The organism is Ruegeria sp. YTSC003 (genome assembly GCF_059609785.1).
In genome coordinates, this window is record NZ_JBXWMK010000009.1 from 130,846 (window position 1) to 155,668 (window position 24,823).

A 24,823-nucleotide genomic window follows, 5' to 3' on the forward strand; every position below is an offset into this window, starting at 1 on the left:
TCAGCGCCGCTTTAGGGTGTCGCCAAAGCTGATCTTGGGGGTCAGGGTCACACGCGTGTCGACCTCGGCATTGGGATCAGCCAATTGCGCCGCGATGATCTCTGCGGCTGTGCGTCCGATCTCCAACCTGCAGGCGTCCATTGTGGCCAGCTTGCGCGGCAGACCTTGCAGAAGCTCGACATTGTTGAACCCGGCGAGGCCGATCTGTCCCGGCACATCAATACCCTGATCCAGCAGATACAGCAGCCCACCTGCACCGATCATGTCATTGGAGTAATAGAGGAAATCCAGATCGGGGGACCGTTCCAGCATGGTCTGGGTCATCTCACGCCCTTTGGCCAGAGCCGATCCACCAGAGTAGAATTCGCGATCCTCGATCTCAACCCCGTGTTTGCCCAGAACTTCGGTGAAGCCTTCGAACCGTTTGCGCGCCCGGTGATCCAGCGGCATTTTCGTTCCCATGAACCCGATATGCTCATAGCCCGCCTTTAGGATCGCCTGCGCCATTTCGCGCCCGGCACGACGATGGGAAATCCCAACCATCGCGTCGACCGGTTTGCCGTCGGTATCCATGATCTCGACCACCGGAATACCAGATGAATCCAACATGGCGCGCGCGGCCTCGGTGTGTTCGAGGCCAGCAATGATTACTCCGGACGGCCGCCACGAGAGCATCTCGTACAGCACTTTTTCTTCTTTTTCCGGCATATAGTCGGTGACGCCCACAACCGGTTGCAGCTCGGTGTCTTCCAGCACCTGGTTAATGCCGGTCAGAACCTCAGGGAAGACCATGTTCGACAGCGAGGGAATGATCACCGCCACCAAATTCACCCGGCTGGAGGCCAATGCGCCCGCAATTTTGTTGGGCACATACCCCAGCTCTTTCGCGGCGGCCAAGACGCGGGTGCGCGTGGCGTCCGAAACATCGCCCCTGTTGCGCAGAACCCGACTGACCGTCATTTCCGACACTCCGGACGCTTCCGAGACATCACGAAGGGTAAGCGGGCGTTTGGTTTCTGTTGTCACTGAGGCACCTGCGATGTTGTTTTGCCTGATGGTAGCGTGAACAGCGCAAGTTTTACAACCGTCGCGCAAAGGTCATGACAAGGTTGAAAAACCGGGCTAAAGAGAGCGTCGCACGGCCCCGTGGCTCAACTGGATAGAGCAGCCCCCTCCTAAGGGGCAGGTTGCAGGTTCGAATCCTGCCGGGGTCGCCAATAAACTCAATGACATAACCTGATACGCACTTTGCTTGTTTTTCGATACGGAACGATATTTGGAACGAAACGTTCCATGATCTCTGTCTTCGATTCCAAGCAAGACAGTCTGGTCTCACGTCCTTCTTCCGAAGCAATGCTCGCAGGCTGAATGGAATCGACTCGATTGTTTTTTGTTGGGATAAAGCGAGCTTTGCAGTTTGTTCCGCAGTGGGGTCGCCCAGATTAAACTGCAATGCTTCCGCTTGACATACTAATCGTCTAAGTTGTGCTCAGCCAATCACTATTTTCTGCTGCCTGTTTGAGCCATTCTTTTCGGAAGTTGTATCAGCATGAAGCCATTACAGCCTGGAGCGTGGCTCCACGATCTTGTCACGATCTACAATGAGCTTGGAGGACAAGCTTCATACGGCGACGTTTACGAACTTGCCGAACGCCGCAGAAAGTCTCGAGGGGCAAGCTGGACGGCTAATGTCGAAGCAACTATTCGCAGGACTGTTGAAGACCATGCCGAAAGCTCTTCAAATTTTAGAGGCGATCCCGTCTTTTAAAGCGTCAGCGGACATGGAAAGGGAGTGTGGGCCTTGCTCCCCGAATACATCACTGCTTCAACGCCGCCCGCCAACTCTCCAGCATACCTCGAAGGCATTGAGGGAGTGGCTCAGGAGCGGCGGTATCTTCTTCGTTTCCGTAACTCAAAATTAGTCGAAGAACGAAAGAAACTCGAAGACTATTCATGCCAAGCCTGCGGTTTTCACTTGGAGATTTCCGCAGGTAAATTCGTTATTGAGGTCCATCACCTCAATCCATTGGGAGAATTGTCTGAAGCGACCCTACCGACGATAAGCGAGTTAGTCTGCTTGTGCCCAACTTGCCACCGAATTGCCCATATGAGAGCCAAAAAGCCCTATACCATTGCAGAAATCCGAGATTTGACAATGTAACATTCCATCCAAGGGACTGTGATTTATCATCTCCAAGGCTACCGCCAAAATCTTTTCCAGAGAAAGTCCACATGAGAACGACTTACGAGCACCGGTTTCCGTCCTGTGAGAAGGCACTTGAGTATATAAAGGCCTCCTATTGGGACTACGTTGGCCGCAGAGGTCTCCTCAGGAAACACGACCGCTACGAGGGTAGTATTTTTTACACAAGAGCGGGGGATTTGACTGGGCGCGAGTATGAAACCCGATATGCCCTCAAGTTGTATCAGGACGGATATGTTTCGCTACAAGCGATAAAAGATACGAGCGGCAATCCGCCTCACGTGAAAACTGCCCTTCCTGATGTTCTTTGGGCATCCGCAGGTGCCAGGAACTTCAGTATGAAGATGGTAGAGAAGGTGAACAATGTGCTGAAAGAGGACGGGTCCGATCTGTGGGTCGCGTTCCGCCATCACCCGTCAATGTTTCCTTTGCACAGAAAGAGTGAGACGAAGCCAATCACCACTCTAAAAAGCTCTCTGGAAGCGATTGACTACGATCCCAAACGGAACGGGCTGAGCACTCGCGCCGGAAAAATCTTGCATCGCGCCCTGAATGGACATTGGTGAGTATTCTCCGAGACACGTTGGGGAATGCAGGGTGCCAAAAAGCTCTGAAGACAATATGGGCCAAGGAAATTGCCTGCTACTCTGCTACCTCACGCGCCTTTCAGGCGCGGGGACATCTACTTGGTGGGCTTCTTCTATCAAATCAATTTCTCCGGTCGCGGCGAGCCGCCTTGGATTTGCAAAACGCGTTCGAAGTGTGTCCCGCAACATTACCAGCTTAAACCAGAGACGATTAGCCAATAAACTGGATTCCCAATGAAAATGATATTCTCCGTGTGGCAAATCCAACAGGCCCATCCGAAATACGCCCATCTATCGCCAGAAGCGAGCCGCTGCGTTTCGCCGCTGGAACGAGTGTGCCATCGAACTAGTCGCTTGAGCCGACGCGAACCGACTACGTCTTAGGAGATTGAAACAACGTGTCAATGCCCTCCTTCGCAATGGCGCACGTTGGCAGTTCAGAAACGAACGACAGAAGTTGGTTGCGTCTGAGCTGTTTGCGAAAAACCACTTCTCCTGTGGAACTGTACCCATGAAGTTGAAAGACATTCTTCGCCAGATCTATGCCGACAAGTTTCAAGTCCGCCAATTTTCTACCCCTGATAGTTTCCATCTCTAAAACCTACCAGATGAGAGATCAGGGGATGTCTATTCCATCAAAGCCCTTCAGCTTGAGGGTTTCTGAAACATTGCAACAATTTGGAATGTCTTCAACGCGTCTCGTTGATATGCTCTTAGCAAATCGCCAGGCGGTTCAATATCTACCTGATCCCGCTGTTCGCGGATCAAACGAAATCCAGCCGCCTCAAATCGGCTCAGCAAATCGTCAGCTGTGATTCTGTTCAAAGTATCAAACATGGCCAACAGCGCTTTTTTGTGGTCATTTTCCAAATTCGAGTTGTTAACGTCGGCGTGTACATCGCTAGTTTGTGCTAATAGATGTTCCCATCTTTCATATCCGATCGCCCAAAGATGACTCCCCTCTGGCGAAAAAAACAAAGGGGAAATCTGAACAAAAAAATAGCCACCAGGTTTTAGAATCTCATATAGATCTTGGAGCACAGAGTGATAGATTCTGTTGTTTACATGCTCGAAGACGGACCAACTGTATATGAGATCAAATGGGCCGCCCTTTGGAACTGCGCCCGGAGCAATCTCCTCGAAGGTTAGCCTGCTAGGGATTTCAATCCCAAAATTCTGCTTCAAAAATGGCACGCAGGCCTCAGCTTCGTTGTTAATGTCAACCCCGTGAACATTTGCATCGAACAACAATGCGACGCCAGCAGCAGACGTTCCGCCGCCGCACCCGAAATCAAGAACTTTCTTTCCTGCGAGCCCTTCTGCATCGGTCATCCATTGTTCAATAATCTGAGGAACATACAAGAATTTGGCACGATCATCATCGGATGGGAGCAATTTCGCAGAATCCAAAATCTGCGTTTTGAGGTCCAAGGTTGAATCTACCAAAAGAATGACCCTCTCTGTTTTCTCATATTTTTATACACAGTCTGACCTGATCGTTTACGCGGTTTAATAGCGGCGCTTGAATTGTTGAAAAATACTCATCAGTGGCCTTGCGGGAACCAGACCAGTGACCATAGTCATCAATTATCAACACACCACCCTTTGACAACCTTGGGTAAAGTACCTCCAACTCAAAACGGGTCGACTCGTACCAGTCGGTGTCGAGCCGCAATACAGAGATTTTCTCTGGAAAATTGTTTTTCAACGTTTCCATGACGTCGCCTTTTACAAAGCGTGAATTTTTTGTTGGTAGGCCGGCTGCTACGAAGTTTCGAGAAACCTGATCGGTAGAGGCATAGCACCAGCCCACTTCATCGCTGAACGTCTCCATCAATAAAGAAGCACTCTCACCATTGACGTCCACATCTGCCTCAGTTGGTGCTGTCATTCCTTCGAATGTATCGTACAGCCAAAGATCACGCGGTGCGCCAAGCGCTTCAAAGGTCAGCCCGGCAAGGATTGCACTTCCACCCATCCACGTGCCGCATTCAACGAAGTCGCCAGAAATGCCCGCGGAGTGTACATATTTACAAGCATTATGAAGCGAATACATCGCATCTTTACCCGTCATTGTGAAGTCACGAGACTTGAGGAACAAATTCGTAAAATGCTCATCTTCGTCGATATCACGGATCGGATAGTCAACTAATTCTGCATCGTGCGATTCGGAATATACAATCTTTCGGGGTGGAAGCGTCATCGGGGTACCATCGCGTTAGTAGGATGCGTTTCGAAATTACTCAGGTGTCGGGTCATTGTTTCATTTAAGAACTCAGCACAACTATCACTTGCACATCAGATCAGTGTTTTCTTGCAGCCAACGAAGATAGCCATCTTTGAATGGATCAGGGTAATTTTGCTGGAGATCTTCTCTGTCCCGATATAGTTCTCGAGCCTTCTTCGGGATTTTTGTGCCATCTTCAAATACACCATAATACCACCACCCTGAAGGTATCGCAGGATCCGTGAAGCGAACAACTTCACGCTCGTACCATGCCCAAAGTTCATAGATTTCTGAATTTCCCTGAGCATACCTCTCAGTCATTGTGTTACCGACAGGTCCAAGCTTTGTAAAATGGTAAAAGCGCAGCGGAACACCGTTGATCAGAAGACCTCCTTCGGAGGAAACTGACATCGTCCTTTTGCTCAGGTTCCAGCTGGCGACATTGTAACCAGGATCCCGCAGTACTTTGACGTTGTCAAAGTAGCAGGGAATCAAATTGCACCATTTCTGATCTACAAAAACCCCGATATCCAGTCGGTCGTAACACCATGTATTAAGGCGTTCAGTCCACCAATTGGCGAAGGCACGCGCTTCGTGGTCGTTACGAACCGCCAGAAACCCAAGGTTATAAGTTCCGTAGTGCAACGACGTGATCTCGTTGTCGCGTACAGCGATTTCCTCAGTTTCGGGGGTGGTTTGGTGCGGAGTAAGGACAATTGACCAATCGTCCAGCAATTCGACGACGGGCTGCATCGTTGAGAAAACGGCAATGTCCGGATCAAAATAGACAATCTTTTCAACTCCAGGTTGATCCATAATGTGCTTGAGAGCCTGTCCTTTTACAGCCGTACACGCCTCTACGATGTCATGTCGAAATAGCCAGGGATCGGTTGTTTCGCCAAATAAACCATCAGCCGTTACCAATCGATCAAAGTCCTCACCTTCCGTAGAATATTCAAATCCCTGAGGAGGATGATCCGTCAAAACCGCCCAAATAACCCAATCGGGATGCTGCCGCCTGAGTGAACTGGCCAAGACCCGCGCACGGTTAAGATAACTGAATGAAAAGCTTGTAAAAGCATGCACTGTCATTTTGCGCTCATGTTTTGAAGGTGAGGTATCGCCATGTCGCTGTATTCGGATGTCAACACTTCGGTGCGACGTCGTTGACGTGCTTGCTGAACAAGTTTTTTGCAAGCATCACTTTTCACCCAATCCGTGAGGTTTTGGCTGCTGTCCAACACAACTCCACGGCCCGTTGATTTGACCAAATGAGAAACGTTGCCAGATTGCCCATGCGTCACAACATAGGCCGAACTTGCCAGCGCCTCAGAAGTCGTCAACGAGAATGTTTCCGGCCATGGAGCAAAATGAACCACAAGATCAATGCCCGCAGCCGACAGAGCTCTTGTCATTGCATCAGGAACCTGGCTGGCTACGGTGTCCACGCGATGCTTGATGACATTCAAGCTCACATCACTCTTACCAAAATAGTGGAATTCTAATTCGGGATTAATAGCCTCGGCCTCAGTCAGTGCAGTGAAATGATCCCATCCTTTGTGGGGTAATGGTGCACCCACGAAGGCAATTTTAATGGTACCCCGAGCCCCATTGCCAACTTCAGGTAAGGGCGCTGGCCGCGGTTCGCTTTTTAGTACGGTATGAGATTGCACGATCAAATCGTGCAACTTATAGCCACAGGCTTTAACCCAAATGTCAGCCGCCACCCGAGATGGCGCCAAAGCGGTGACTTCAACTCGCTCGAAGAAGTCTCGAACACGCCGCATGTGGCGCGTTCTGTCGTCCCCGTAGACGCAAATGTTACAGCCCTGCGAGCCAACATCCGGTGCATTGCAATAGCTTAGGTTGTTTCGCAGTAGTGTGTAGCTTTGGCACGCAGCAAAGAAATCATGTAGCCAAAAGCACGCTCTTCGGTTACAACTCGCTTCAACCAATTGCGCAATCGCTTCCGGCGAGTGTCCTAGTAGATGGTGAATAACGCAATTAAAGAACTGCCCGGCAGCGACCCGGTCGCAAGTTGCGGCAATTAATTCAGCATAGCGCGCGATCCCGATGCATTCGCCATTCAGGATCAGACGAAAAACGGCAGCGTCTGTTTCTGCGTCTGGCAACAATGCGTTGCAAGTCCGGACGGGATGAATGTTTAGGTAGTCAATCTCAGCCTCGTTGGCGCGGGCTGCTTCGATTTGAATGCAAATTTGAGTGCCGCCGGTCACTTCGCGGTAGTTATCGTGGCCTATGCTAAGCACAACCTGATTGCGTCCTTCCGCCAGCCTGTCCGCAATTGCGGGCGCATCAAGCATAGGCTCGGTTATCTCGGGTAAGGGTGCCAGAACCGCATTTGAACTACCTGAAGCTATGGCATTTATAACTTTTGCTCGATATCCCTCGGACGGGATATTGACCTTAGGCGTAGAGGAAGGTGTGCCACTTAGAAAACCTTGCAAACCTTCCAACTTGGCAAGTGCGACCCGCGGCCCTCCGACCGACTTCATCAGCTTTCTGGTAGCGCGACGATGTTTAGTATTCGTCCTAAAATAAAGAGCAAAAGGCAACTTTCGGACACGCTTGGCCAATCTGACAGTGTAGTCGTTTTCTTCCTTCCACTGTTCCAGAAATGGCATCAGTTCCGAAACTTCGGATTGAATCTTGGCTTGCAACTCCGTCAATACCACCGAAACCTCTTTCTTGCTTTTTAATACCTGTTTCTCGAGGTCCCGTTCGAATTTCTGTTTCTCGAGGTCCCGTTCGAATTTCTGTTTCTCGAGGTCCCGTTCTAATCTCTGTTTCTCGAGGTCCCGTTCTAAAATCCTTTGCTCGAAATCCTCTTCTTGGCGAGAGACGTCATAGCGCGCCTTGGGTACCTCTAGGATGGCAGCAGAGCTTTGGCTGGCGAGCGTAGTCCGGCAATACTGAGGCTGTTGCAGTAGCAGCAACCCCAGATCATCCAATGTTTTGATCTCGGGTAGTAGGTGCTTCTCAATAGGCTCTGAAAACTCTCCTAACCTATCTGTTGGCAGAAAAAGTAAACCGCTCTCGGTACCACCACAAAAGATATCTGCGTCCGAATTTTTGAAATTATCAGATCGAAACGCTGGTGTGTTCAGACCGTAGCAAACATACCTTAGCCCTGACATGTATTGGAGTAACTGCGCCCCGCTGGACAGGTCCAATACTTCGCAAAACACAACAGGTCGGTCTTGAGAGAGAATTCTGTTCGCACCTTGCAATGCGTCCAGTTCGGCGCCCTCAAGGTCAAGTTTAATAAGTGAAACTTGTCTCAGAACCTCATCATCGAGGCGCGCTACGGTAAGTGTACCGCCTGTTTCGCAAACCCTTACTCTGGTGCCGCCCGCATTGTCCTCGAAAGTTTCGACAACTTGCCCATTGCCAGGTTGAGCGCCCAAAGCGGTCGCCCTCACATCGATGTTGGACACCGGAGATACGCCTGCATTCAGCTGCAGGAACCGGCGGTTTTCGGCAAAGGGTTCAAAGCTGATGACACGGCCGTTCGAACCAACGCTGTTCGAAAACGCGCGTGCATGTGTGCCATAACATGCCCCACCATCTACAGCTGTATCTCCATCCATCAAAAAGTCACAAAGAATATCCAGCTCAGATTGAGCCCACTCACCGTACTGGCGCAGCGAGTCCGATATAACATCGTCCCTATTTGGGACAAAAAACAGGCCATATCGCGTTTGGACCGACAAGCTCGATTGCTCGGATGCTTCCCGAGTTGGATCTTGCATCGTTTCCTCCTTGGCATCCGCTCAAAAAATTGTTTTCCCTCTATCCCGTTTTATTACCCACTTCAACACAAGTTGATCGGTTGTGCAGCAAACTTTAAGCAAAGGAATTCGGTAATGGGGGGGGGCACAGTCAAGCGCTTTTGAACAGAATAATCGATCCGCCAAGGCGGTTCCGTTGGCTCTTTTCGTGTTCACTCGCTAACAGTCGCGGCCTCGGGTTGAGATCCCTCGGGTACTTGCTTTGGCTGGCTTTGTTGCATTAACTGAATTGTCCGAAGAACTGGAACAATTTTCCCATTTTCAAACGGATTTCGAAAACTGGTTTTCTATGAGCGCGATTTCGTTGCGAACTCCAGTCGGGTTGCTCGGAAAGTGACCTTTCCGGTTGGCTCAGAAAGTTTCGATTCCGCGCAAGGTGTTCTTCGCGGAGTTGCCAGGGCTAGTCATAGCTTCTGGCGGCTGTCTTTCGGATAAGGCTATTTCGATCGGATTGAGGTCCAGGATGTACGGCGGGAGAAACAGGAACCAAGTGCCGATCTCGCGCAGGGCTTGCGCCGCGCCCGGGCGATTATGGCTCGACAGGTTGTCGAAGATCACGGTGCCCCCTTCGCGCAGCGTTGGGACGAGTTGGGTTTCGACATAGAGGTTGAACATCTCGCTGTTCATTGCGCCACCGATCACCCAAGGTGCCTCGAGCCCTTCTTGGCGTAGAGCCCTGGGTGCGCCGTTGCCCGAAAGGCGCTTAGACGCGGCCAGCCCGATATGGTCGTCTCTGACAATGGGACGAAAATGTCCTCTCACGCTGTTCTGTGGTGGCGCCAGGACACTGGCGTGAACCGGCACAACATTGCGCCCGGAAAGCCCATGCAAAATGCCTTTGTCGAGTCATTTTACGGAATGCTGCCGGATGAATGCCTGAATGAGCACATGTTCGGCAGTCTAACTGAAGCAAGAAAAATCATTGAAAACTAGAGGAACAATTGCACACGCAGCGACCACACACTTCTCTTGTCGGGCTGGCCCAAGCCGTTTACGCCAATTTCAACTGTGCCACCCAGCCTGCTTCGCTTTAGCTATGCAAGGGCTCCGCCCAGCAGGCCTTGATCGCAACCTAATCACGAAAAAAAACTGGAACGGATTCTACACACAAACGACCCGGATCAAGAAGCTAGGTCAGAACTCATAAAGGCCAGTTCATGGTCCCGTGCTTTGTTCAAAACCAACTGCTTATTCCTCACAACGGCTGAGCTGAATTTAAAACGCTAATCCTCCCAATATACGAAACAAAACTGCTTGGGATCAATTGCTCTTGTTTTACACGCTAGGGTTCAGGGCATCCGTGATGCGGCGGTCGAGTAATCCACCTTGAATTCTTTGTATAGTTCTGCAAGTTCGGTAGCCTGGTCATCTACGCTGCGGATAGTGTTTCTATTTGGATTGACCCATCCGGACAGCATGGATTTTTGATCCAAAATCTCTTCGATTGCCTCGGCAAGGGAGGCCGCGCCTCCCTCCAAGGGGATTAAGGTACCGTTTTCGCCTGACGTAATGGCTTCGGCCTGTCCGCCAAGATCAGTTGCAATGACCCATTTGTTTCGCACTAAAGCTTCGCGAACAGTTAGGCCGAACGACTCAGGCCACTGCGATGGGAATAGTAAAACATCAACCTTATCAAAGAATGAGTCACGTGATTTAGCGTCGAACGGCGGAGCAATACGTACGTCTCCATTGATGCCGGTGGAGCTTGCGTTCAAACTAAAGTCAGAGATTTTCCTTGTGTGGTCGACCAACGTCAAACTCCAGTCTCTACGAGTTAGACTGTTGAAGGCATCTCTCATAACCGGAAATCCCTTTACGACTTCTGTACCGGCTACGAAGCCAAACCTAACTTTGCTTTTGGCAGAATTCGGGGGGCAGCTGGCTGGAATTTCTATCCCATTTTCACAGTGAATGACTGTTTCTTCTGGTAAACCATTGTCAATATGGAATTTTGCCCAGTATTTGGACGGCGTGAGCAACCTTCGGGCTCTTTGGAGTGTTGGTGTCAACTTCTGGTGGCGCTCTTCAACATCAGTATCTGTTCCAACGCATTTTTGGCAAATTTCACGATTCACCTTCGTTTGCCCGCAGTACTTTCCTTCCTTAGTAACTAGAAATTGACGTGCACAAAGCCACCAAGCATCGTGAAGCGTGATGCAATACGGTATTCCGAATTCGTCACATGCCGCAATAAAGTCATTTCCAAAACCTTGAATCGAGTGAAAGTGCACGACGTCGGGCCGAGTTGCCCGAAGCGCTTTCCTGAAGCACTCCAACGCTTCCTTTGGTGTTTGATCTGCCCACATCGCGTCAGATTGGCAACCAAATCGGAACACTGTATTGCCGTCAGCTTGACGCCTGACAAAAACGCGATCGGCTGCATGCCCCGGCCCCGTCGCAAATACGCTGATGTCAAATTCGTGGTTCTTCGTTAGTGAAGCTACCAGGTTTTCAACGAGTAGAGTTGCTCCTCCGAAAGATTGGGGAGCATAAAACACGTTTGCCATCATGACACGTGTTCTATCAAAGGTCGGGCGGGCAATATATTTTTTGACGATGGGCATCAACTGACGATCACGGATCGCATTAGGGCTGTATTGTGTTTCGACAGCAGCGCGTGCGGTAGCGCCAATACGTTTACGTAGCTCGCTATCTTCGACGAGCAACTTCAATCCCTCGTACCACTCTTGTTTTGTCGCAGCCAAAAAGCCGGTCTGGCCGTGTTCAATTGCAGTTCTGAAAGCTGAAACATCCGAACATACAGAGGGCAATCCAACAGATGCTGCTTCCAAAAACTTGATATTGCTCTTTGCGTGATTGAATTCAATATCCACAAGTGGAGCGATAGAGATGTCATCCTCCGCCAGTAAACTTAGGTATTCGCTATATTCCAGCCGCCCAGTGTACTTAATTCGTGAATCATAGATTTCGAAATCTGGCGGAAGTACCAATTGTCCTACAATATGCAACCGAACGTTATCGTACTCACGCATTATCTTCAGTATTGCGTCGCTTGCCACTTCGAAGTCAGCATTATGCGTGTTGGTACCTGAGCCATATACGATTGTAACACTGTCTGAGTTCTTTTTTTCTAGGATGCTCCTAGTTACACTAAGCGTTTCAGCATCCAGCGCATTTTCAAGTATAAATGAGGGCGCACCATTGGTGGCAGTCATATTTGTACAGAGACCCTCAGTGCTTCCAACGTTGAAATCTGCATGCATCAGCGCCCGCCTGTAAAGCTCGGCACCCGCCATAAGGTTTTCGAGGTCGGTTTCGCCTAGAGCGCCTAAGTTCGGATTCGATCCGTATTTGTCGACGTCAAAAATCAAATCATCGATATCGTAGCCTACTGGAATACCGAGGCGCTTGGCCTCTTTGAATTGTTCGAGCACCTCAGGGATTCCGGGAACTCTATAGAATATTACGAGCGTATGAGTTTGCAGAGCATTCAGTACCTTATCGGAGTCTTGCCAAGGCATTATTGACACGTCGAAGCCCAAGCTTTCCAACGCTTCTGCTTTCTGTGTAACTCGGTATTTCGTACATTGCGGAATTGCGAGTTCAGCCACGATAAGAACACTTGGCAACAACTGATCCAGTTGCGAGCGTGCGGGTAGCTGTCCAAATTTGCTGCTATTCAGCAAGGATGGAAGCGACAGCTTTTTGTAACTGCCATTTGGTGGCGCTTGCAGCCCCAATTCAGCAAGGGTTGCGGGTTTGCGATACTCTTTTTTTCCTCGAAGCTTGCGACCCAAGTCTCTGGGAAGATACTTCATGAGTTTTAAGCTACGTTTCAAAAGCCAACCAGGGCTATTAACTTTCGTCAGAACGTAGTTCAGCTCGAATTCACGTGATTCTCGCTGTTGCTGTAGAGCTTCAAGTTGCAGGCTGGTCTCTTCGAGTCCATTCGACAATGTAGACTTTTTCGTTTCGTGAGATTCTGTACTACCGCCATATTCGGAGACCCGAAGAACTACCGAAGGAACGCGCGTTTCGGTTTCAATTTCTCCGTGTCCATGCGCAAGCAATCGAGACCCGAGCGCACGATTGACTATTTTAGTATTCGCGCGACTGCCTATGGTAGAAAATAGTGTTAATGCTGTTTCAATCCTATCCGGAACAGTCGTCAAATCTAGAAGATCAATGAGGCCGTTGGAAACTTTGTCACCCCAGAATAGCACCCCCAGCCCATTGCCGCCTTTGAAACTGAAGGAGGGGCGCTCATTTTCCAACTCGGCCCAATAACGACAAATACCCAGGCGATCTTCATGAGTACCGGTACAATGAAACAAAACTATCGATGAAGATGAGAGTTTCGGTATCCAGCTCTCAAAGTCCCCTTTAACGTCATCATAATTTCGTCGGCCGCAAATAGACAGGAGATCAACGCTCCCGTCTTCAATATCACTTGTCGCATCAGTAGATGTCTCTTGAAGCAAGCGGCTGAAGTGGGAAAACTCTTTGTTTGTGGCGATAACAGTATCGAAAATGCTGTTTTTTTGATGGTCGGCATACTTACCTTTGCCCCAGGCGCTCACCCCGAAACAATCCGTTTTCAGTCCTCCCTCCAGAACAGCTTCGCACATCGCAAAGTATAAGTAGCCACTGTGACTTCCTAGTTCTACAATTCTCTGGGGCTGCATGGCCTGGACTAACCACATCGCAAATGGGCCGTATTCCAGAGATTCAGTGTCTGGTTGATACTTTGGAACTGAGATTTTGTGGCCTAAAAAAATAAAGTCTGATTTTTTCATTGTGATTGGTTTTTCGTCTGAGGTTTGATCAAATCAAAGAATATGCGATCCTTGAATTCTAACATAGCCACTAATAATGCTTCTTATCACGAAGGGTCATTGAGTGATTTGTAACAGAAGAATTTTTTCGATTGCGACTTCTTTACACGGACTCCGTTTCGCGAGGTTCGTCCCAAATCATGTGAGGATGGTGCCCAGCCCCGGCCACGGAATCCTCGCCCAATAGAAAATTGAATGCTGTGTCGTTATTCTGCTACTTTTGCTCCAACATCACGTTTCTTGAATTGCTGATCAAAAAGGTTCTTGAACTGCCCGTTGAGTTGCATGAGTTCGTCGAGGTTGCCCTGTTCGACGACTGCCCCATCCTGAACGACCAAAATCTTATCAGCTTCAAGGATCGTGGACAGGCGGTGAGCAATCACAATAACGGTCATGCTTTGCGTCAGCGCGTCCAACGCCGCTTTAACAAGAGCCTCGGATTCCGCATCCAATGCGCTGGTAGCTTCATCCAGTAGCAAAATCTCGGCATTGCGCAAGATCGCACGGGCGATGGCGATGCGTTGCTTTTGACCGCCGGACAGGAAGGCTCCGTTTTCACCGACAGGCGTCTCATAGCCGTTGGGCAGCTCGCAAATGAACGCGTGCGCATGCGCAGCCTTCGCAGCTTCGATGACCTCTTCATCCGTCGCATTCGGTGCCGAACAGCGCAGGTTGTCCATCACCGAAGCGGAAAACAGGAAAGTGTCCTGACCCACATAAGAGATCTTTCGTCTCAGCGAGGAATAGCTGGCCTCTTGCAAATTCTGACCATCTATTTCGACACTCCCCCCGTCGGGGTCATAGAACCGCATGATCAGGCCGAATATTGTCGACTTACCGCCGCCGGACTGGCCTACAAGCGCAGTGGTTTTTCCCGCTCCGAAAATCACATTCATGTCTTTGATTACAGGAATTGATCCTTGATACCCGAAGGTGACGTTACGCAGTGCTATTTCACCTGGTCCTTCGAGCAGATCGCGCGCTTCGGGGCTTTCTTGCATGGTGTCTTCTTGATCCAGCAAGCCAAACAACATGCCAACACCGACCATGGCCGCCTCAATCTGAACGCGCATTTTTGATAGACGTTTAGCGGGCTCATAAGCCATCAGCAACGCTGTGATAAAAGACATCAACTGCCCAGCTGTTGGTTGTTCCGTACCTGCAATTCCCAAGGTCGAAACGACCAGAACCCCGGCAACGGCCAGACCGGCCAGAAACTCCATCAGCGGGCTGGCGATCGACTGCAGCCGCGCAATATCGTTCGAGCGTTCTTCGACCTTGAGGATGGCCGTTTCCATACGGCTGATCATCCGATCCTCAAGAGAGAACACCTTAATGATTTTGATGCCAGCCGAGGTTTCCTGCAGTACACGAATAATTTCTGCCAGCGATTTGAACTCTTGCTGCATGATCGAGCGCACGCTTTTCAACAGATAACGCACGCCCAGCAAAGCCACGGGTCCGACAACAAAAAACATGATGGACAGAACGGGCTGCTGGTAAACCATAACGATTACAAGACCCACCAGGGTCAAGGCGTCGCGAACAAAACCGGTAACCACCACATCAATCAAAGTTCGGGCAGCTTGCGCACCGTGTGTCGTACGCATGAGTAGGTCCGAGGATTCATTCTCGGCGAAGAAGGAAATGCCATGCCGCAACAGCTTACGATACACGCGGTCTTGTTGCATCGCAATGATCCGGTTCCCCGCACGCGCCAAGTATATAGACTGGATATAGGAGGCCACCGCTTTGGCCAGAAACAAGAGAACAACGCCTAGAGCGATTGCAAACGCCCACTCACGCATATCGGGGCTGGTCATCGCATCAACGATGTATTCCATCATGAAGGCTGAGCCAGCAGTGGTCGCGGCAACGGCAATCATCGCAACAATAGCGACGGCATAAAGAGGACCTTGGGCAAAAAAACTCTCGCCAATGAGGCGGCCCATATAGCCTGATCGCCATTCGGTCCAGGCACGCTTAATCATTGCATTCTCCAGATCGTGAAATCATGCGCTCGCTCAGTTAACCTATAATCCTTCCCGCCTAAAGGGCAGATCAATTGGCGCGACAGAGTTGCCCAATCAAAAGGTTGCGCAGAAGCTTCGTCAAGTAAGGGTTGGCATTGAGATGTGCAAGGTTTTGATGTTCTCTTTTGACAAGGTGACGCGTTGTATCGTGGGCTTCCGAGCCCTGGCCTCTACGTGGCGTTTTTAGGTCAAAACCCGAAGTTGCCCGCACAACTTTATAGCGTCTTGTGTATACCTCTTGTCACGAGAGATCCCCGAATTCTGACGAATAGATTGAGGTGCTGGCAGATTTTTGCGTTACCTCTAGTGATCAGGTCAAACGTTTTTCTTTTTGGTTTCATTGTGATATGCATATGCTTGAAAAATGGAAGCGCTGATATTTTGGGGCTGAGTACTGTAGCGTGAGAGTAACGATTGAAATTCAGCGGTTTTTTGCCGCAGGAAATCCTTGACGCGTCAGGGGAAAAGGATAGATTTTTTGTCCTTGTGCTTGGTATATATGGCCCATAGTAACGCGAAGCACGTATTATTGGTAATGGAACAGTGTCGATTAAAGCTGTCATTCTGAGTTTGCCGAAAGATGTTGAACGGCGACGTTTCTGCGAAAGCGAATTTGCCCGCTTTGGCTTGAATCATGAATTTTGCGACGCCATTGCCGGAGATCAGCTAAACAACTCCGAATTGCATCATCTGTATGACGCAGACATGAACCGGATTAAATTCAAGCGCCCGCTCAGCCGCAACGAGGTCGCCTGCACCCTTGGACATCGTCAGATATGGCAGGATATTGCTGACTCCTCCGACTGCGTCAGCCTTGTTCTGGAAGATGACGCGACGTTCGTGCAAGATCCCAGGCCGTTTTTCAATGAACTGGCTGAATGTGGCGAATGTTTCGAAGACGTCATGATCAAAATCGACGGCGTGTCGGGAAACAACGGACAGGTCATTAAGTCCATTGCAGATCAGGATCTTGTCTTGTCGGACCGTCTGCCACCCAGAACCACAGGCTATATCATCGGCCGACGTGCTGCCGCTCGGCTTTTGGCGATTGAGGCCCCGATTGCGCGTCCCATCGACATCGACCTAAAATTCTATTGGGAACACAATGTGCCCATCCTCACCCTTGCCGAGCAGATGGTCGCAGAGCGCAAAGAGATAGACAGCACGATCGATCACTGCCGCAGTAAAATGAAACCCGGCTCGCCCATGGCCAGGTTCGTTCGAAACTTAATGTACCAGACAAAGTACACGTACGGACGGTTGAGCCACCCGCTGAACCCGGACATGATCGAAGGGCTCGGCCCCCTGATGCAGGCCGGCAATCCGGTTCGGAACCGCGCATGAAGAATAGCCTTGTGGTTGTCCGTGCGGGCAACAAGTCATTGCACCATCGGTGGCAGGAAATTCCCTATGAAGATCGTAACTACGATCTTCTGATCAGCTATTTCTCGGACGAGGCCTTTTCGGCATTCGAACCTGAACCCGGTGTTGAGGCCGTGCTGGTGAAGGGCGGCAAATGGGACGGGTTATTCAAGACCCTCGCAGATCGAGACCTTGATCAGTATGACTATTATTGGCTGCCGGATGACGATCTGGATATCAGCGCCGCAGACGTAAATGCACTGTTCGATGCCATGCAGGTTCACGGCTTGCGCATTGCGCAACCATCATTGACCCCCGAAAGCTATTTCTCGCATTTTGTGTTCAGCCAATGCCCGGGCTTCGTGCTACGCTACACGAACTATATCGAGATCATGGCCCCGTGCCTGCACAAGGATATCCTGAAGAAAGCACTGCCGCTTTTCCAGGGCACCATGAGCGGCTACGGCCTGGACTACATCTGGTGTCGATGGGCCGAGGCTGGCGCGTTTCGAACTGCCATTCTGGACGAGATCGCGATGCACCACACGCGGCCGATCGGAAAGAACCTGAAAGCTGCGATGGCCGAGTCGAACAACCTCAGCTCGGAAGAGGAAGAAGCCGTTCTGAAGCAGATGTTTGATCTGTCGCGGCGCACCGTTCCGGTCGTCTTTGCCGCGATCCTGCAGGGTGGGCAACCCATCTCGGGTCGTCTGCAGCTGGGGTGGCATATGTGCCGGGCATGGATGTCGGTCCTGCCGAAATTCCGCAGTGCCAGCGAGGCGCGGTCGGGTATATTCAAGATTGCCCGCCGTCAGCTGATCAAACCGCTCGACATGACGACGATTTCTATGAAACAGGAAAGCCCCTGATATGCAGTTTTTGATGGTTGGGGCCGGATTGTCTGGGGCTGTGATCGGTCGCCAACTTGCGGAACAAGGGCATGATGTCACCGTGGTCGACAGCCGTGACCATATCGGTGGAAATTGCCACACAGAACGGGATGCCGATACCGACGTCATGGTCCATGTGTACGGGCCACATATCTTCCATACGGATGACGAAGAGGTTTGGCAGTATGTGAACCAATACGCCAACTTCCTGCCCTATAAGAACCGGGTCAAAACCACCTCGCGGGGGCAGGTCTATTCGCTGCCGGTGAACCTGCACACGATCAACCAGTTCTTTGGCAAGACCATGCGCCCGGACGAGGCCCGCGCGTTTATCACCGAAGAACAGGCTGATACATCCATCACCGACCCGCAGAGTTTCGAGGAACAAGCGATGCGGTTCGTCGGTCGTGATCTGTATGAGGCGTTTTTCAAGGGCTACACGATCAAGCAATGGGGCTGCCACCCGTCCGAGCTGCCGGCGTCGATCCTGAAACGCTTGCCGGTGCGGTTCAACTACGACGACAACTACTTTTTCCATAAATTCCAAGGCATGCCCGAGAACGGGTACACCGACATGATTGGTGGCATCCTCGATCACCCGGGGATCACAGTGAAGCTGAACACCATGTTCGATCGCAACATGGCGGATGGCTTCGATCATGTGTTCTACTCAGGCCCGCTGGATGGCTATTTCGACTATGAGCTTGGACGCCTGGGATACCGCACCCTTGATTTCGAACGGTTCACCTATGACGGCGACTATCAGGGTTGCGCCGTGATGAACTATGGCGAGGAAGAGGTGCCCTTTACCCGGATCACCGAGCACAAGCACTTTGCACCGTGGGAGTCGCACGAAGGCTCGGTCTGCTATCGCGAGTTTTCCCGCGCGGCGGGTCCGGATGACATTCCCTATTACCCGATCCGTCAGGTAAAAGAAAAAGCATTGCTGAGTGAGTATGTTGCGCTGGCCGACAAGACAGAGAAGGTAACTTTTGTTGGCCGTTTGGGTACTTACCGTTATCTGGATATGGACGTCACGATCCGCGAAGCCCTCGACACAGCGCGCGTTTTTTTAGCCGCGTTCGAAGCGAAACAAGCCCTGAAACCATTTTATACCGCGCCAGTTTAGGCGCGAGCGCCGGGCCGTTTCGGTCCAGTGCTTACTCGATTCACGTTCTGGCTGATCGGACGGAATGTCTTTGTGACGGCCCTAGCTTGGATGCAATTTATTCCGGATCGTCAGGCGCACTTACTCGGTGCTAGCTTTAATCGCTCAGAAGCGAATGAAGGTAGGCGCCATAAGTCGATTTTGCGAACAGTTTTGCGCGCTTCTCGAGAGCGGCATCATCGATCCATCCATTGCTCCAGGCGATCTCATCAAGGCTACCGGTTTGCATACCCTGACGTTCTGTCAGCGTTCTTACAAAGCTTCCTGCCTCCAGCAGAGTGCCGTGTGTCCCAGTATCCAGCCAAGCGAAGCCCCGACCCATAGTCTGAACATCGAGCAGGTTTTCGTCCAAGTACATTTGCAAAAGCGAAGTAATCTCAAGCTCGCCGCGCTCAGACGGTTGGATTTCTTTAGCCCGCGCCGGCGCGTCACCATCAAGAAAGTAAAGGCCGGTGACTGCGTAGTTTGACGGCGGGTTTTGTGGTTTTTCAACAATCTGACGAACCTTTTGGTCCTCAAAAGCAACAACGCCATACCGCTCTGGGTCGGCGACGCGATATGCAAAAACCGTACCGCCTTGCTTGTTGGCATCTGCCTGGGCCAGCAGACTTGGAAGACCGTGGCCGAAGAAGATATTGTCTCCCAAGATCAATGCCGAAGGAGCGCCGGCGAGGAAATCTTCCGCCAGTGTATAAGCTTGCGCCAACCCGTCAGGAGAGTCTTGCACGATCCACGTCAGTGACAGTCCATATTGACTGCCATCACCAAAGAGGCGAATGAACTGCTCCTGGTCCTGTGGTGTTGTGATGATTGCAACTTCGCGGATCTGCGCCAACATCAATACACTGAGTGGGTAGAAAATCATTGGCTTATCGTAAACTGGTAGCAGCTGTTTGGACACGGCCATCGTAATCGGGTACAGCCGCGTTCCAGAGCCTCCGGCAAGAATAATTCCCTTACGTTGCATGCGTTAACCTTTCAAAATTGGCCTTTTGGGGTCTGACCTAATTGCCTCAGTACCTTGGTTAGCCCGGCTTTCCAGTCAGGGCGAAGAAGCCCATAAGTTTTTTCAAGCCGGGAACAGTCCAGCCGCGAATTTTTTGGGCGGGCAGCAGGCGTCGGGTATGCGCTGGTCGGGATATCTTCAACCGAAATATCTAAGCCTGCCTGTAAAAAAATCTCGCGTGCGAAATCTGCCCAGCTTGCGTCTGGACTTCCTGCATAATGAAACAGGCCACCCTCCACACTGGACCCTGCCTCGGCCATTCTAAGCAATGTAGCTGCGATGTCCGCTGCAGGTGTGGGGCCCCCAACCTGATCGGCAACTATGGTTACGTGGTTTCGTGTTTCCGCCAATCGAAGCATCGACTTGACGAAATTGTTTCCATGCGCCGAGAACACCCAACTTGTACGGAGAATACCATGCCAGCCTCCGGCCGCCGCGACCTTATCTTCGCCTTCCAGTTTAGTACTACCGTATACGCCAAGCGGGCTAGTCGGGTCGTTTGTAGTTCGTGCGAGCGTCCCTGATCCATCAAAGACATAATCCGTCGAGATGTGAATGAACGGAATGCCACGTTCGGCCGCCGCTTGGGCCATAGAACCGGGCGCATCAGCGTTAACGCGCCGAGCGATATCTTTCTCGTCTTCAGCCTTATCGACCGCAGTAAAAGCAGCGGCGTTGATGACCACATCCGCGTTGGTTTTGCTTATGTGGTCTGCGCATGTTTTCGGGTGCGAAAGGTCCGCGTCCTCGCGCCCCAACGCCTCTATTATGATGCCGCGCGCAGGCGCTTGCGCTCGCAACTCTGTGGCGACCTGCCCGCTTCGACCGAAGACAAGTATTTTCATTTGGCAACACCAAGGCGATCGCCAACACCATCCCGCGCTAGAAGTGCATTCAGCCAGGCTTCGTTGTCCAGATACCACTGGACGGTCTGTTCCAATCCTGTCTCAGGGGTATAGTTCGGATGCCAGCCAAGGTCTTCGACAATTCGAGTTGGATCAATCGCATAGCGGCGGTCGTGACCCGGGCGATCAGTTACGAATGTGATCTGTTCTGAGTAAGGTTTCTCTGCCGGACGAAGCCGGTCCAGAATACTGCAGAGCATTTTGACGAGTTCAAGATTTGTCATCTCGTTTTCGCCACCAATGTTGTAGCTTGCACCGACGGCCGCTTTTTCCAGAACAAGCAGCAGCGCCTCTGCATGGTCCTCGACATGCAGCCAGTCGCGGATGTTATCGCCGTTGCCGTAAATCGGTATCGACTGCCCGGACAATGCCTTGAAGACTACGACCGGTATCAGTTTTTCGGGAAACTGATATGGACCATAGTTGTTTGAGCAATTTGTCAGAATGATCGGCAGGCCATAGGTTTCGTGCCACGCGCGTACAAGGTGGTCCGAACTCGCCTTCGATGCTGAATAGGGCGAGTTTGGTTGATAGGGGCTATCTTCGGTAAAAAAACCGGTCTCCCCCAGAGATCCGAAGACCTCATCGGTCGAAATATGGTGAAAACGGAAGTCTGCGGGTTTGCCTGCGTCGGTCCAATAGGCGCGCGCGGCCTCTAGAAGAACGTAAGTGCCCGTGACATTGGTGTCGATAAAGGCAGCTGGACCATCGATTGAGCGGTCTACATGGCTTTCGGCGGCCAGATGCATGATCGCGTCAGGCTTATGTTTCCTGAGCACAGCCTCCATCGCCGAAGCGTCACGAATATCTGCGTGTTCGAAAGCATAGCCTGGCGCATCAGCCGCTACCGCAACATTGTCGAGGCAAGCTGCATACGTCAACGCATCTACGTTGACTACCGAATGACCTTGGGCAACGGCACGACGAACAACGGCAGACCCAATAAAACCGGCGCCTCCAGTGACCAAAAGTTTCATTTGGTGTCCTCAAAAGTAAAGGGGGATTCTTGTTCTGACAGGCGCAGCGCAGCCGCGTCTTTTTCAGATAGCTTTGTTTCGGTTGATGTTAGCGGCCATTCAATGCCGATTTCGGGGTCGCTCCAGTGAACAGCCCCCTCGGTTTCTGGCGCATAAGTGTCTGAACACTTATATACAATTTCGGTGTCCGGCTCCAACGTCATAAACCCATGGGCAAATCCAGCCGGGACAAGTAACATGCGTCCATTTTCAAAACTCAGTTCTTCACCGACCCATCGACCAAACGTCGGAGAACCCTTGCGAATATCTACCGCAACATCGAAGAGTCTTCCACGTCCGCAGCGAACAAGTTTAGCTTGCGCTTTCGGTGGTGCCTGAAAGTGCAGGCCTCGTACCGTTCCGATTTCACTGGACACAGAGTGATTGTCTTGAACAAAAACTGTATCGATCCCGGCGGAAGAGAACTGATCACAGTTGTAGGTCTCTTCGAAAAAGCCTCGGTGATCGCCAAATCGCCTCGGTGTAATCAGCTTCACCTCTGGTATTGAGAGGGTTGTGAATTCCATAATTAACATTACCTGTAGTGCCATTCTGCGGCGCACGCAGAGTAAAGAATGGGCTAACTCAATCGCCATTGCTGGACAATATCCAAATAGGCTTATACTCGAAAATGGAGGCCGGGAAAGTCTCAATGCAGAAAGTTGCATTTTCGAAGGCCTGTTTGCAAATCAGATTACCCACGAGCGACAGTTCACTTGCAGTCAACAAAGCCGTTTACGTTGGCGGATCTCTTCTTGAGGCAATAAGCTGTGTTTTGGGGCATGCCTCAGGTTTGTCAGGGCTTGATGTCAGGTTGTAACACTCGATTGTCGTGCGCTCCTGTTCTATGTTTTGGGGCTCCCGAGGTCATCGGGGAATTAGTTTCAGTGAGTTTGATAGACTACTGGCAGGCGAGTTCGATGCTTGGTATCAACAGCGCTGAATTCTTATTCACCTCGTGTTGGAGTGTCTATGCTGTCGCAGGAACGAAACAAAGCTGAAGTCGTTCGACGGACGGGATGCACATTCTCCACAATTTCGAACCTAATCGAAAACCACGACGTTATCGCCTTCGATGTTTCGAAGACATTGTTGTCGCGCGGCGTGTTAAGTGTGGATGGCGTTTTCCGTTTCATAGAGAAGTCACTCGGTGTCGACGGTTTTTATGGCGCAAGACTAAAAGCGGAGCAGCTTGCTCGGAGGCGTTTTGGGACAACCGAAGCGTCCGAGATTAGTTTACACGAAATTTATAGCCTTCTTGCAGTTCTTCTGCCGGACAACACCGTGACGCCTGACGATGAAAGAGAGTTCGAAGAAAAGTTCCACTTTTTAAATCAAGCCTTTGTTATGATTGCCACAGTTGCTCGGGCTAAAGGGAAGCAATTGGTCGGTATTAATGACACGAGACTGAATAAAGACCAATTATCGAGGCTATTGAAATCACATGGGATTGAACTGGATGCGCTAATTAGCCCTACGGAAGGCCGTCACTTTCTTTTGAAAGTTGCAGCCAATGAGGAGGTCGCACCGAACCGTGTCCTGCATTTTTGCCAGCGCGAATTCGCGAACATGAACGTTGACGTGGACTGCGCTTTGACAGCAATTCATGTAAACCAACACAGCGATTGCCTTAGGCAGGATGATGCTCCATTTGTTGATCAAGACCGCGGAGAATATACGTTCACCTCGGACTTGATTTTCGGCCAGATCGCAGCGCGAATGCCTCATGTCGATCCCGAGGAACCCGATCTTTATAGTTTCGGCTTCAATGTTTGCGGGCCGGTATTGCTGGGGTTCTGTGACTATATTGCGGAACGTTCAATACAAGATGGGTTCGATGAACTGCTTCTTCCGCCTGGCCAGCACCACATTATTGAGCAATCTCTGAGCATTCTGAAACTGCCGTTAACAAGCTACTCGATCAGCGATGTGAAAGAAGCTTTTGACGGTGAATTCTTGGATGCTTCTGCTGTAGAACGCAAACAATTGCAGAAGCGTATCGACGCATGGACGGTTCAAGGTTCAAAAAACATTGCTATCGCGGATATCGATGGCAGTGCACCGGACATTAAATTTCTGTCTTCATTAAGAGTGCATCGGTATTGTATTTGTGGTCAAAGTTCTCCCAGCCGAGAGGCAAGGGCTTCAGCCTACCTTTTTGACGGTTTGAATGCGATGAGCACCGATATGTCCGTAAGGGTAGGCCCAGTTCTGTCAGATTTTTTGTTCGTCAATCCTGATACGTCCTTCCCACATCTGAATTCGGGGAACGACATATCTTTGTCTTTGAGTGCAAAATGTGAAATGAACGCCGATATTGGCCTCCTCGCTTCAATTTGTGTCCAACGAGGGGCTCTCGATTTCCTCCGCATGATCGCGCCAAGAAAAGACGCGTTAGATCGTCGGGAACTAAAAGACTTCAACCTTTTCTGTCTTACGCGACTGATCACAACACCGACCGAAAGGGAATATCGGGCATTCGAGAATGTTCCGTTTCCGCGATGCAAGGGTGAGAGTGAATGGAGAACTGTCGAGTCTTACTGGAAGCCTAAGTCAATCTCGTCAAAGTACCTGGACAATTCTAGTAGGCAAAATCAAGAGCAGCAGTTGCACAACTACGATCTCATGCTGCCAAATTCCATTAAGCAATTATCTACTCGAGACGACATTGGGCAACTAGATTGGCGCCGTATAATGTACCGCCACCCGCTGAAGGTCTCGTACTGGAACTCAGTACGGCGGTATCAGCGTCGAACACAAAGAGAGTTGGGTCAGAAATGACAGTTTCTAACAGCGACCCGTTGAAGATATTCGTTCC

The 24,823-nt window shown here is 50.7% G+C and carries 19 protein-coding genes and 1 tRNA gene; 8 read left to right on the forward strand and 12 right to left on the reverse strand.

What is annotated here, in order from left to right:
* A complete protein-coding gene (locus AC2FFH_RS16895) occupies window positions 1–1,026 on the reverse strand; it encodes a LacI family DNA-binding transcriptional regulator (protein WP_496765841.1) in 1,026 nt (341 codons plus the stop codon).
* 114 nt (window positions 1,027–1,140) lie between these two features.
* Between AC2FFH_RS16895 and AC2FFH_RS16900 the strand changes: the two genes are divergently transcribed.
* The 3 genes from AC2FFH_RS16900 (at window position 1,141) to AC2FFH_RS16910 (ending at window position 2,769) form a co-directional block, all read left to right on the forward strand.
* Window positions 1,141–1,217, forward strand: a tRNA-Arg gene (locus tag AC2FFH_RS16900).
* 656 nt (window positions 1,218–1,873) lie between these two features.
* A complete protein-coding gene (locus AC2FFH_RS16905; protein WP_496844907.1) occupies window positions 1,874–2,161 on the forward strand; it encodes an HNH endonuclease in 288 nt (95 codons plus the stop codon).
* 71 nt (window positions 2,162–2,232) lie between these two features.
* Window positions 2,233–2,769 carry a hypothetical protein gene (locus tag AC2FFH_RS16910; RefSeq protein ID WP_496765834.1) on the forward strand — a complete coding sequence of 179 codons (537 nt, stop codon included), beginning with the start codon at window positions 2,233–2,235 and terminating at the stop codon, window positions 2,767–2,769.
* A 666-nt stretch (window positions 2,770–3,435) separates the two neighbouring features.
* On the opposite strand, the gene AC2FFH_RS16915 is transcribed toward AC2FFH_RS16910, so the two are convergent.
* From AC2FFH_RS16915 to AC2FFH_RS16935, 5 genes are all read right to left on the reverse strand, one after another.
* Entirely contained in the window at window positions 3,436–4,122 is a 687-nt protein-coding gene (locus AC2FFH_RS16915) for a class I SAM-dependent methyltransferase (protein ID WP_496765828.1), read from the reverse strand.
* Window positions 4,123–4,258: 136 nt separating this feature from the next.
* Window positions 4,259–4,993: a TylF/MycF/NovP-related O-methyltransferase gene (locus tag AC2FFH_RS16920; RefSeq protein ID WP_496765827.1), complete on the reverse strand. Its 735-nt coding sequence runs from the start codon at window positions 4,991–4,993 to the stop codon at window positions 4,259–4,261.
* 84 nt (window positions 4,994–5,077) lie between these two features.
* Window positions 5,078–6,109, reverse strand: coding sequence for a hypothetical protein (locus AC2FFH_RS16925; RefSeq protein ID WP_496765826.1), 1,032 nt, complete (start codon window positions 6,107–6,109; stop codon window positions 5,078–5,080).
* Window positions 6,106–8,790 (reverse strand): FkbM family methyltransferase, encoded by a 2,685-nt coding sequence (locus AC2FFH_RS16930; protein ID WP_496844879.1) that lies wholly within the window; start codon window positions 8,788–8,790, stop codon window positions 6,106–6,108. Before AC2FFH_RS16930 ends, AC2FFH_RS16925 begins: the two co-directional genes overlap by 4 nt.
* 390 nt (window positions 8,791–9,180) lie before the next feature.
* Window positions 9,181–9,633, reverse strand: coding sequence for a transposase (locus tag AC2FFH_RS16935; RefSeq protein WP_496844881.1), 453 nt, complete (start codon window positions 9,631–9,633; stop codon window positions 9,181–9,183).
* Between AC2FFH_RS16935 and AC2FFH_RS16940 the strand changes: the two genes are divergently transcribed.
* Window positions 9,553–9,762 (forward strand): integrase core domain-containing protein, encoded by a 210-nt coding sequence (locus tag AC2FFH_RS16940; protein ID WP_496765821.1) that lies wholly within the window; start codon window positions 9,553–9,555, stop codon window positions 9,760–9,762. The two genes, AC2FFH_RS16935 and AC2FFH_RS16940, sit on opposite strands and share 81 nt — an antisense overlap.
* Window positions 9,763–10,118: 356 nt before the next feature.
* Here AC2FFH_RS16940 and AC2FFH_RS16945 read toward each other — a convergent pair whose 3' ends face one another.
* Both AC2FFH_RS16945 and AC2FFH_RS16950 read right to left on the reverse strand, forming a co-directional pair.
* A complete protein-coding gene (locus tag AC2FFH_RS16945) occupies window positions 10,119–13,586 on the reverse strand; it encodes a glycosyltransferase (RefSeq protein WP_496765814.1) in 3,468 nt (1,155 codons plus the stop codon).
* 245 nt (window positions 13,587–13,831) lie between these two features.
* Window positions 13,832–15,616, reverse strand: coding sequence for an ABC transporter ATP-binding protein (locus AC2FFH_RS16950; protein ID WP_496765812.1), 1,785 nt, complete (start codon window positions 15,614–15,616; stop codon window positions 13,832–13,834).
* A gap of 585 nt (window positions 15,617–16,201) precedes the next feature.
* Here AC2FFH_RS16950 and AC2FFH_RS16955 point away from each other — a divergent pair.
* Genes AC2FFH_RS16955 through glf form a run of 3 tightly spaced genes read left to right on the forward strand, consistent with a single transcriptional unit; the run spans window position 16,202 to window position 19,039 of the window.
* Entirely contained in the window at window positions 16,202–17,002 is an 801-nt protein-coding gene (locus tag AC2FFH_RS16955) for a glycosyltransferase family 25 protein (RefSeq protein ID WP_496765810.1), read from the forward strand.
* Window positions 16,999–17,889 (forward strand): hypothetical protein, encoded by an 891-nt coding sequence (locus tag AC2FFH_RS16960; RefSeq protein WP_496765808.1) that lies wholly within the window; start codon window positions 16,999–17,001, stop codon window positions 17,887–17,889. The genes AC2FFH_RS16955 and AC2FFH_RS16960 overlap by 4 nt, the downstream gene beginning before the upstream one ends.
* A gap of 1 nt (window position 17,890) precedes the next feature.
* The gene (gene glf, locus AC2FFH_RS16965; protein WP_496765802.1) at window positions 17,891–19,039 is read left to right on the forward strand and encodes a UDP-galactopyranose mutase; all 1,149 of its coding nucleotides are present in this window, start codon (window positions 17,891–17,893) and stop codon (window positions 19,037–19,039) included.
* Between the two features lie 136 nt (window positions 19,040–19,175).
* Here glf and rfbA read toward each other — a convergent pair whose 3' ends face one another.
* Genes rfbA through rfbC form a run of 4 tightly spaced genes read right to left on the reverse strand, consistent with a single transcriptional unit; the run spans window position 19,176 to window position 22,532 of the window.
* Window positions 19,176–20,045 carry a glucose-1-phosphate thymidylyltransferase RfbA gene (gene rfbA / locus AC2FFH_RS16970; RefSeq protein ID WP_496726195.1) on the reverse strand — a complete coding sequence of 290 codons (870 nt, stop codon included), beginning with the start codon at window positions 20,043–20,045 and terminating at the stop codon, window positions 19,176–19,178.
* An 11-nt stretch (window positions 20,046–20,056) separates the two neighbouring features.
* Entirely contained in the window at window positions 20,057–20,929 is an 873-nt protein-coding gene (gene rfbD, locus AC2FFH_RS16975) for a dTDP-4-dehydrorhamnose reductase (protein WP_496765799.1), read from the reverse strand.
* Window positions 20,926–21,966 (reverse strand): dTDP-glucose 4,6-dehydratase, encoded by a 1,041-nt coding sequence (gene rfbB / locus AC2FFH_RS16980; protein WP_496726193.1) that lies wholly within the window; start codon window positions 21,964–21,966, stop codon window positions 20,926–20,928. The genes rfbD and rfbB overlap by 4 nt, the downstream gene beginning before the upstream one ends.
* Entirely contained in the window at window positions 21,963–22,532 is a 570-nt protein-coding gene (gene rfbC / locus AC2FFH_RS16985; RefSeq protein ID WP_496766096.1) for a dTDP-4-dehydrorhamnose 3,5-epimerase, read from the reverse strand. The genes rfbB and rfbC overlap by 4 nt, the downstream gene beginning before the upstream one ends.
* Window positions 22,533–22,977: 445 nt before the next feature.
* On the opposite strand from rfbC, the gene AC2FFH_RS16990 reads away from it, so the two are divergent.
* Complete coding sequence (locus tag AC2FFH_RS16990) at window positions 22,978–24,786, forward strand: hypothetical protein (RefSeq protein ID WP_496765796.1); 1,809 nt, start codon at window positions 22,978–22,980, stop codon at window positions 24,784–24,786.
* Window positions 24,787–24,823 lie beyond the last annotated feature (37 nt).